Source organism: Kribbella sp. NPDC050820, assembly GCF_040653975.1.
Classification (GTDB): domain Bacteria; phylum Actinomycetota; class Actinomycetes; order Propionibacteriales; family Kribbellaceae; genus Kribbella.
Map to the genome: position 1 here is coordinate 25,630 of NZ_JBFAHB010000089.1, position 9,584 is coordinate 35,213.

The 9,584-nt window shown below is 69.3% G+C and carries 6 protein-coding genes; 1 reads left to right on the plus strand and 5 read right to left on the minus strand.

All coding sequences use genetic code 11. The features are described from left to right. Nucleotide 1 precedes the first annotated feature (1 nt). From AB0H36_RS42155 to AB0H36_RS42175, 5 genes are read right to left on the minus strand one after another with little or no spacing between them, the layout of a single operon-like run. A complete protein-coding gene (locus AB0H36_RS42155; protein WP_360536689.1) occupies nucleotides 2–2,746 on the minus strand; it encodes a hypothetical protein in 2,745 nt (914 codons plus the stop codon). Nucleotides 2,747–2,771: 25 nt separating this feature from the next. Further along, nucleotides 2,772–3,614 (minus strand): aldo/keto reductase, encoded by an 843-nt coding sequence (locus tag AB0H36_RS42160; RefSeq protein WP_360536691.1) that lies wholly within the window; start codon nucleotides 3,612–3,614, stop codon nucleotides 2,772–2,774. Beyond that, nucleotides 3,611–6,049, minus strand: a complete 2,439-nt coding sequence (locus AB0H36_RS42165; RefSeq protein WP_360536693.1) for a glycoside hydrolase N-terminal domain-containing protein — start codon at nucleotides 6,047–6,049, stop codon at nucleotides 3,611–3,613. Before AB0H36_RS42165 ends, AB0H36_RS42160 begins: the two co-directional genes overlap by 4 nt. A gap of 11 nt (nucleotides 6,050–6,060) precedes the next feature. Beyond that, nucleotides 6,061–6,879, minus strand: a complete 819-nt coding sequence (locus AB0H36_RS42170; protein ID WP_360536695.1) for an amidohydrolase family protein — start codon at nucleotides 6,877–6,879, stop codon at nucleotides 6,061–6,063. Then, nucleotides 6,872–7,999, minus strand: a complete 1,128-nt coding sequence (locus AB0H36_RS42175; RefSeq protein ID WP_360536697.1) for an FCD domain-containing protein — start codon at nucleotides 7,997–7,999, stop codon at nucleotides 6,872–6,874. The genes AB0H36_RS42170 and AB0H36_RS42175 overlap by 8 nt, the downstream gene beginning before the upstream one ends. 178 nt (nucleotides 8,000–8,177) lie before the next feature. Between AB0H36_RS42175 and AB0H36_RS42180 the strand changes: the two genes are divergently transcribed. Beyond that, a complete protein-coding gene (locus AB0H36_RS42180; RefSeq protein ID WP_360536699.1) occupies nucleotides 8,178–9,443 on the plus strand; it encodes an ABC transporter substrate-binding protein in 1,266 nt (421 codons plus the stop codon). The last annotated feature ends 141 nt before the right edge of the window (nucleotides 9,444–9,584 follow it).

Below are 9,584 nucleotides of genomic sequence, written 5' to 3' on the forward strand. Positions count from 1 at the left end.
TTCAGCGGGGGGTTACGAAGGTGATGTAGCTGGAGTTGCCCTTGCCTTCGATGCCTGAGTTGGCGCCTAGGGCGAGTTGGCCGGCTGGGACGTCGCGTTTGAAGAGGAGTAGGCGCTGGTCTGTGGTGCCGACGGTTTCTCCGGTGCGGGTGAAACTGCTGAGCCAGGACGGCCACCAGTCGTTCTCGCCGCGTGGGTCGTAGGCGACGTAGACCGTGGCCGGTCCGGTCAGGTCGAGCGTGATGTAGTCGGCCGGACCGGTGGCCTTGGAGTCGTCGTTGGAGCCCGGGACCATCGCCTGGCCGGTCAGCTGCGCCGGCAGGTCGGTGATCTTGTAGCTGCGATCGACGTAGATCTCCGCGCCCGGCTGCGCCTTCACGAGGTTCGACAGCTTGTCCGGCTTCCGCACGCTGACCAGATCACTCAACATCGGCGGCTCACTGGCAGGTACGCCGAGCATCCGCGTGCCAACCGTCTTCACGGCCGACGCCGGCTGCCCGGTGAGCGGCTCGTGCTTGAACGAAGACAGCGGTACGGCGACCCGCTCGACCACGTACGAGTGGTTCGCCTGCACATCCACCGTGACGATCTCGTCCGACGTAGCGCCGACCACAGTCCGCCCGTGGGAGTCGATCACCCGCAGCTCTTGACCCGGCCACGGGTTCCGGACGCGCAGCGACTCGCGATTGCCGGCCTGGATGCCGACCAGACTCACCACGCCGTCCTTGACCTCAGTGCTGATCCGGTGACCGCCCTCGATCTGCACCGACCCAGCCACGTCCCAGTCGCCCGGCCAGGCCGGGGCGACGTGCACGACACCGTCGTACGACTGGACCAGAGCCTCCTGCAGGCCGGTCGTCAGCACGCCGCCCCACTCGTTGTAGAAGCTCTGCTGGCGGACGGGTTCGCGGCCGGTCCGGTGCACGGTGAAGCCGTTCGGGAAGATCTGGAAGTCCTGGATCCCCTTCAGCATCAGCCGCTTCACCTCGTCGGCCAGGCCGAGACGGGCGGCCCAGGTGGTGTCCATACCCCAGTCCTTGTCCTGCGGGTAGACGCGTTGCCGGTACGTCGCCTGCATCAGCTCGGAGGTCTCGTCGAAAAGGCCCCACGGCCACAGCACCTCCATCTCCGGGTTCTGCGTGTTGTGGGCCTCCTCGTCGGTGCCGGACCACGCCAGCACCTCCTCACCACCCCGCTGCACAGTCCGGAACGGCGGCAGCTTCGCCGCCGCGGCACGCAACTGCCCAGCGAACGCGGTGTCGCCACGCGACTGGGCGAGGTCCGCGACGATCGGGAAGATCACCCGCATCGCGGCGAGGTCGGGCGCCGGGTCGTTGGTGTCCCACTGCACCTCGAGCGCGTTGACGTGTTCCAGGTGCAGGTATCCGTCGTCGCCCGGCGTCAGCGCGGCCAGGTGGAACTCCGCGATCTCCTTGATCAACGGGTACGCGCGATCCAGCAGTGCCTTGTCGCCGGTGTAGCGGTACTGCCACCAGATGTTGTTCACCAACTCCGGTCCGCTGCTCAGGATGCGCTTCACCCAACCAGGCTCCGACATGTTGTCGCAGCCGTCGCCGGTTCCGTCGTACCGCAGGAACTCCGGCACGCACGTGCCCTGCGCGTTGAACCAGTGGTCGTGCGTCCACTTCCGCATCAGCGCGGCGCGGTCAAGGTAGAAGCGGAAGTACGGCGCGTTGAACTCGCCGATGCCCGCGCCCAGGTTGGACGAGATCAGCATCCGCAGGTTGAAGTGCCAGTACGAGTCCTGCGCCCAGTCGGCCTGGTCCTTGGCCGACGAGAACATCCGTACGACGGCGCCGTGCGTACTCGGCACCGGCGAACGCATCGACGCGGCCATCGTGTAGAGCTGCAAGGTCCGCAGGTTCTCGACGTACTCGCCGGTGCCGTCGGACGACGTGATCCGCAGCGGCGCGGCCTTCGCCCAGAACGCGTGCCACCAGTCGAGGTGATTGCTATGGCTCTCGGTGACCGCACGACCCGCGGCCGTTGCGACGTCACCACCCTTGTACGACGGTACGCCGACAACCAGCCGGAACGAGCCGTCCGCGTTGGGGCGGAAGGTGACCCGGACGGTCAGCGGGTCGACCACGGACGCCGAGACGTCGCGGGCACGAGCGGTCAACGCGGCGACCGCGCCGGTGAGGCTGCCCGAGGCTTCGTCGTGGAAGGTCTCGGCCAGTGCAGCAACTGCGCCGCTCGCGGTGGCGGTCGGCGTCCGGCCCTCCCAGAGTTTGAGGTCCGCGGTCTGGGTCTTCGCGGGGTCGGCGCCGGTGACCTCGAGGACGAACTGGTCGGCGTCGGCGCGGACGTACGAACGCGCCGACATGCCGCCACCACGTTGCACGAGCTGGCCGTCGTACATCGCGAGCCGGCCGGTGTAGTCGGCGGCGCGCATCAGGGGTTGGAGGCCGGGTACGACGAGGCGCCCGGCGGACTTGAGTTGCGGGAAGGTGTCGACGCGGTTGAGCTGGGCACTGAAGCCCTTCTCGGCCCAGACACCGGCGCCGAGGACGCCGTTTCCGAGCGGCATCGCCTGGTACGCGCGCCAGGCCGGGCCCTCCTGGACCAGGTCCGACCGCGAGACGAGGCCGGCCGGGTCGGTGCGGAGGGCGCCGTCACGCCACGCGGTGGTGGGCTGGTCGACGGTCTGGCCGACGGCGGCCGGGATCGAACTGGTGCCGACGGCAAGTAAGGTTGCGAGTAGGGGCAGGGTCAGTCGAAGCATCTGGTGAGCCTTTCGGGGCGGTGTACTACTGGAGAGCCGTCCAGAGTTCGGCAGGCAGTGGGTGCCGCCAGAGCGCGGCGTTCTCGCGGACCTCGGCCGCAGTGGCGCAGCCGATCAGGACTGTGGTCACGGCGGGATGGGTTGTGGGGAAGCGCATCGCGGCCGCTTTCAGTGGGACGTCGTACGACGCACACACCTTGGCCAGCCGCTCGACGCTGGTCACGATGTCCGGCGCGGCCGGGCGGTAGTCGTAGGTGGAGCCGTCGGCGAGGATGCCGGAGTTGAACACCCCTGCGGCGATCACCGCGACGCCACGCTCGGCGGCCGCGGTCAGCAGGTCGTCGGCGGCGGACCGGTCGAGCAGTGTGTACCGGCCGGCGATCAGCACGACGTCGATCTCGGTCTCCCGGACGAACCGCGCCGGGATCGCCGGACTGTTCATCCCGATCCCGATCGCACCGATCACGCCTTGTCGCCGAAGCTCGTCCAGCACCGGATACGCCTCGTTCAGTGCCTGCTCGACGTGATCGTCCGGGTCATGCAGATGCACCACATCAACCCGATCCAACCCCAGCCGCGCGAGACTCTCCGCAACCGAAGCTTTGATCCCGTCCGCACTGAAGTCGTACTCGACTCGATCGCCGACCACCCGCCGCCCAGCCTTGGTGGACACCCGGAACGACTCCCGATCCACCCAACGCAAGGCATTCCCAAGCCGCCGCTCAGCAGCCCCAGCCCCATACAACGGAGCCGTGTCGAAGTAGCCGATCCCAGCAGCCAACGCCTCCTCAACAGCTTCCTGCGCGGACGCCGGATCAACCGTGGCGAGGGGTGCGGTGCCCAGCCCCAGAGGGCCGAGCATCCTCATGGGCGGGGCTCGATGGAGTAGGTGACTCCTTGGCGGGTGCGGAATTCTACGACGCCTGGTTCGGGGCGGGCGAAGGCTACGGGGCCTTCGGTGGAGTTGACGTCTACGGTGAGGCCGGTGCGGAGGCGGAGGCGGTTGCCGAGGAGGGAGTGGATGCGGGCTCGGGTCAGCTTGCCGTCGGTCCAGGTGAGGTCCAGGTCGAAGCCGCCTCGGGAGCGGAGGCCGCGGATCTGGCCGGTGGGGAAGGCAGCCGGGAGGCAGGGGAGGAGGGCTACTTCGCCGGAGTGGCTTTGCATGAGCATCTCGGTGATGCCGGAGACGCCGCCGAAGTTGCCGTCGATCTGGAAGGGCGGGTGCAGGTCGAACAGGTTCGGGGCGGTGCGGCCGGGAGCGAGCAACTGGGTCAGGTGCTTGTAGGCGTTGTCCGGCTCGAGCAGCCGTGCCCGCATGTTGAGCTTCCAGGCGAGCGACCACCCGGCCGTCACCGCCGGCCCGCGGAGCTCCAGCGACTTGCGTGCCGCGTTGGCGAGTTCCGGCGTACGGCGCGGGGTGATCTGGTCGCTCGGGAACAGCGCCCATAGGTGCGACACATGACGGCTCGTCTCCAGCGCGGCCTCCTCCCAGTCGATCAGCCACTCCTGGATCTGGCCGAGGTACCCGACCTGGATCGGCGCCAGCCGCGACCGCGCCTCCGCGACCTGCGCGGCCATGCCCGCGTCCTTGCCGAGCAGCGCAGCCGCCTGCCCGAACACCTTGAACAGGTCGTGCAGGATCTCGCTGTCCATCGTCGGACCCGCGCAGATGCTGACACCCTCGTTGTCGTAGTCGTGGTGCTTCAGCTCGGGCGAGTGCGACGGGCTGGTCACCAGATAGCCCGTCGGCCCGTCCGTCTGCAGTTGGTCGAGGAAGAACTCCACCGACCCGCGCAGCACCGGGTAGTACTTCCGCAGCATCTCCAGATCGCCGGTGTACTCGTACCGCTCCCAGAACAGCAGCGCCAGCCAGGCCCCACCGGTCGGCCACACCCCGTAGTACGCAAAGTCCACGGGAGCAGTCCCGCGCCAACCATCCGTGTTGTGATGCGCGACCCACCCGGGGGCGTCGTACATCACCTCTGCGGTCCGCGCACCGGACTCGGCCAGCTCGGCGATCATCTGGAACAGCGGGTCCCAGCACTCCGCGAGGTTCGCCGGACCGGCCGGCCAGTAGTTCATCTCGCAGTTGATGTTCAACGTGAACTTCGACTGCCACTCCGGCAGCATCTTGTAGCTCCAGATGCCCTGCAGGTTGGCCGGCTGACCCGGGCTGCGCGAGCTGGAGATGAGCAGGTAGCGCCCGAACTGGTAGTACAGCGCGGCGAGCTGCGGGTCACCGCCGTTCCGGAACGCGATCACCCGCTGGTCCGTCGGCAGCGCGATCGAGTCCGACGTCCCGAGATCGATGTCGAGCCGCCCGAACAGCCGCCGGTAGTCCTCGACATGCGTCTTCCGCAACAGCCCGTACGGCGGCCGCGCAGCAGGCAAACGCTCCGACGCCCGAGCCACCTGGTCGGCGCTCACGTCGAGGTAGTTGCGGTAGCTGGACCCGATCGACAGCACCAGCGTCACCGCGTCCGCGCCGGCGACCGTGAGCTTGCCGTCGGCAACCTTCGTCGACCCGCCCTCGGCGAACGCCCGGACGAGTGCGCAGAACTTCACCGACCCCTTCAGGCCCTCGGCGTCGCCGCTGATCCCATTGAGCGCCAGCGTCCGGTCGTCGTACCGGTCGACTGTCGCCGCCTGCGGTGTCGTGTAGGTCGCGTCGAAGGAGATCGCGCCGCCCCGGTCGGCGGTCAACCGCATCACCAGCACCTGCGCCGGGTGGCTGACGAACACCTCCCGCGAGTAGCGGACCCCGTCCGCGACGTAGCTCACCGACGTGGTCGCCGTGGTCAGGTCCAGCTCCCGCCGGTACGACGTGACCGCGGACGCGGTGATGCCGGGGAACGTCAGCATCAGGTCGCCGACCGGCTGGTACTGCATCTGCTCGGTCGGGCGGCCCATGAACTTCTCGTCGGCCAGCATCTGCGCGGCGAGGTAGTCCTCCTCGGCGATCAGCCGCCGGATCTCCGGCAGTGCCTCGCGGCCGGCCGGGTCGTCGTACTGGTGTGGTCCGCCGGCCCAGATCGAGTCCTCGTTGAGCTGGAGCTGCTCGGTCGCGGTCCCGCCGTACACCATCGCGCCGAGCCGGCCGTTGCCGACGGCAAGCGCCTGCAGCCACTCGGTGGCGGGTTGGTTGTACCAGAGCTTCAGCGGGTTGGTGTCGCTGCCGACCTGCAGGTCAGCGGCTTCGGTGGCGGTCGCGGTCAGGGGATCGGCGAGGCTGCCGGCGACGACGGCGGTGCCGGCCGCGGCGCCGGCGGTCCGCAGGACCTGGCGTCGGGTGTACTCGGTCATGGGGCGGTCTCCTAGAGGCGGTAGGTGCGCTCGGCGGCGCCGCGGAACACGTCGTTGTGCGCGGCCGCCGGCAGCAGTTCAGCGGTACGGCGGAGGACCTCGGCGCGCGTGCTCGAGAGCGTGCACACGGGCCAGTCGGAGCCGAACATCAACCGCTCGCTGCCGAACAGCTCGAGGGCGGCGGCGACGAGTTCGGCGAGGTTCCCGGTCGGAAGGTGGGCGGTGCCGGACAGCTTGACGGTGACGTTCGGGTGGTCGGCGAGGGCCTTCATGCCGGTCGACCAGTCGGCGGTGACCCCGGTCGGGTTGCCGAGGTGATCGAGGACGACGCGGGCGCCGGGTACGGCGTCGGCGAGTCGAGCGGCACCGGTGAGGGCGGATGGGCGGAGGAGCAGGTCGACGGCGAGGCCGGCCTCGGTGGCGGCCCGGACGCCGCGGACGAACGCTGGGGCCGTGAACGCGTCCGGGTCGGTCTGGTCGGCGGGTGGGCAGCGGATGCCGAGGAGCAACGGGTCGTCGGGGAACGAGGTGGTGCGGTGGAGGTCGAACCAGCCGACGACGCCGAGGACGGAGGGTGTGGTCGCGGCGAGGTCGAGAAGGTCGGTGACTTCGAGCGGGTCGGCGTCGGCCTGGACGAGGATGGTGTCCGGCGAGCCGTCGGCGGCTTCACAGAAGTCGTCGAGGGAGAAGTCCCGGCGGAGGGGATGGCCGGCGGGAAGCCAGGGGAGTGAGCGACGCGAGGTGTCCCACACGTGGACGTGGGCATCGAGGTGAGCGAGGTGATCCGGGGCGGCGGGGGCCGGTGGGCGGGGGTCCGGCGAATCAGTCATGGCGGCTCGCGGGTCTGGTGATCGAGCTCTCGCCGCGGGCGTGGGCCGAGAACAGGCGGGCCGCGTCCTCGGGGTCGGTGCCGGCCAGCGCCTCGATCAGATCGAGGTGGCGGCGCGCCATCAGGCCCCAGTCGCCGGCGTACATCGCGTTCGAGACGACCTGCAGGTTCCACAGCGCCGGCTCGAGCGTGCGCCACACCTTGAGCAGCATCGAGTTGCCGCTGGTCGCGAGCACCTGCCGGTGGAACCGCAGGTCGGCCTCGCGGAAGGCGCCGATGTCGTGGTGGTCGGCCGCGTCGGTCATCCGCTGCACCTCGATCCGCAGCAGGTCCAGTTCCTCCGCCGGGACGTTGCCGGTGGCGCGCCGGGCCGCCGCGGTCTCGAGCAGCACCCGGACCTCACGCGCCTCACGGGCCTCGACCTGGGAGATCTCGGTGACGAAGTTGCCCAGCCGCGGCCGGTACGTCACCAGTCCCTCGTGGGCCAGCCGGCGTACCGCTTCCCGGGCCGGGGTCTGGCTCGTGCCGAGGACGCGGGCGATCTCGGACTCGACCACCCGCATCCCGGGCGCCAGCTCGCCGGACAGTATCCAGCCGCGGATCGCCTCGTAGACGCGGTCCGAAAGCAACTCGGTGTCCGTCGACGGCGGGGGAGCCGGTTGCGTCGAACGCAACGCGAGACCGCTGCCGGTGCGGTGCCGGTGGATCTCCTCGCGCCGCCGGCGCGCGACGGTGGACTGCGACACTCCGTGAGCGGCCGCGACCTCACGGGTCGACAGCGGGCTCGCCACCGGGTGTCCGGAATCGGCCATCGATCCGGCGCCGATCGCGCCGAGCCGGACCCGGTCGACCATCCGCGGCCGGCCGCTGCGCATCCCGTCGTCCAGGCCGGCCATCCCCATCCGCAGGAACCGGCGCCGCCACTTGCCGACCGTGCCGGGGGTGACCGCGAGCAGGTCCGCGACGTCCTTGTTCGACTGCCCCTCGGCGCAGGCGAGCACGATCCGGGCCCGCAACCGCATCGCCGGGGTGCTGCCGTTCCCGGCGGTGAGGTGGGTGAGCGCAGCGCGCTCGGCCGCGGACAGCGTCAGCGGCGACTTGGGACGTCCGGCATCGGGCATGGCTGCATGGTGGCCCCGATGACAACGATCTGCCAACCCTTTATGGCACGGACTTCCGACTCAGAGTGTCCACTTTGCCGTTTAAACGTTGACACTTCAGCGTAGCTCTCTGCATCGTCGATCGCTAACGACGCCCGGCCGCCCCCGACGCCGGGACGATCCGAGGAGGACCCGGAAAATGGCTCGTTCGATACGGCGGAAGCTTGTCCCGCTGGCTGTGGTTGCGATCCTGGTGGGCGCGGCCGGCTGCGGCGGCGGCTTCAGTGACGAAGGCTCCGCCGGTGGCAGCACCGGCGAGGTGCGAATGCTGGTGAACATCACTCCCAACCTGACCAAGGGGTACTGGGAGGAGCTGGTCAAGCCGTTCGAGGACGCCAACCCCGGCGTCGACGTCAAGATCGAGGCCCCGACCGGGCAGGGCGTGAAGGACACGCTGCCGCAACTGCTCGCGGCCGGCAACGCCCCGGACGTGGTCGAGACGCTGATGGCCGACAAGACCCTCGCCCCGCAGATGCTCGAGCTCACCGACCAGGCCTGGACCAAGGACACGCCGTTGTCCGAGCAGGCAGCGCTGGACGGCAAGGTCTACACCGTGGGCGTCGGCCAGCAGGCCCAGTCGCTGGTGTTCTACAACAAGGAAGCGTTCGCGAAGGCCGGCATCACGACGCCGCCGAAGGACCTCGACGAGCTGACCACCGCGATGGGCAAGCTGAAGGCGGCCGGGTACCTCCCGCTGCAGACCGCCGGTGACTACGTGACCGGGTTGCAGCTGCTGCAGCTCAGCGACCCGTCGATCGCGACCAAGCACCCGGACTGGTACCAGCAAGTCAACTCCAAGCAGCTCGGCGTCGGCCAGTCCATGCTGCCGCTGCTGCAGCGCTACGAGTCCTGGATCAAGAACGGGTACGTCGACAAGAACGCGCTCGGCCTGGACGACGTCAACGCGCAGACCACCTTCCTGACCGGCAAGTCCGCGATGTACATCATGGGCAGCTGGTTCGTCCGTACGGCGGAGAGCCAGAAGCCGACCTTCGACCTCGGCGTGTTCCCCGCCCCGACCGAGGCCGGCCAGCCGTACCCGGGACCGCAGGGCGTCACGATGGCGATGCCGTACATGGTGCTGAAGTCGACGAAGCAGCGCGACCTCGCGGTCAAGCTGGTCCAGTTCCTCGCCACCGACAAGGCGGCCGTCGAGAGCCAGCTCGCGCAGGACGGCAACTTCCGGAAGGGCTACACCGACAAGCTGACGCCGCTCGGCCAGCAGGTGCAGGAGATCCTCGACCAGGCGCCGAAGCACGTCGCGCAGGGTGAGGGGTACGGCGCGAACACCCTGCCGCAAGGTTTCAACGGGGAGTGGAACAAGGCGGTCCAGAGCCTTTACACCGGCAAGTCCGCCGCCGACGTCGCCAAGCGCATCGACGCCTGGATGGGGTCCAAGTCGTGAGAGAGCGGCTGACCACGGCGAGCATGGTCGGTCCCGCGCTGCTGCTGTTCGTGGTCATGCTCGTCGTTCCGGTCGGCCTGTCGATCTACCTCAGCCTGACCGACTGGAACGGGTACAGCGCGAACCCGGCGATCGTCGGCC

Coding starts and splice junctions, on each gene's coding strand:
- AB0H36_RS42155 (WP_360536689.1), bottom strand. CDS start 2,746: ATGCTTCGACTGACCCTGCCCCTACTCGCAACCTTACTTGCCGTCGGC.
- AB0H36_RS42160 (WP_360536691.1), bottom strand. CDS start 3,614: ATGAGGATGCTCGGCCCTCTGGGGCTGGGCACCGCACCCCTCGCCACG.
- AB0H36_RS42165 (WP_360536693.1), bottom strand. CDS start 6,049: ATGACCGAGTACACCCGACGCCAGGTCCTGCGGACCGCCGGCGCCGCG.
- AB0H36_RS42170 (WP_360536695.1), bottom strand. CDS start 6,879: ATGACTGATTCGCCGGACCCCCGCCCACCGGCCCCCGCCGCCCCGGAT.
- AB0H36_RS42175 (WP_360536697.1), bottom strand. CDS start 7,999: ATGCCCGATGCCGGACGTCCCAAGTCGCCGCTGACGCTGTCCGCGGCC.
- AB0H36_RS42180 (WP_360536699.1), top strand. CDS start 8,178: ATGGCTCGTTCGATACGGCGGAAGCTTGTCCCGCTGGCTGTGGTTGCG.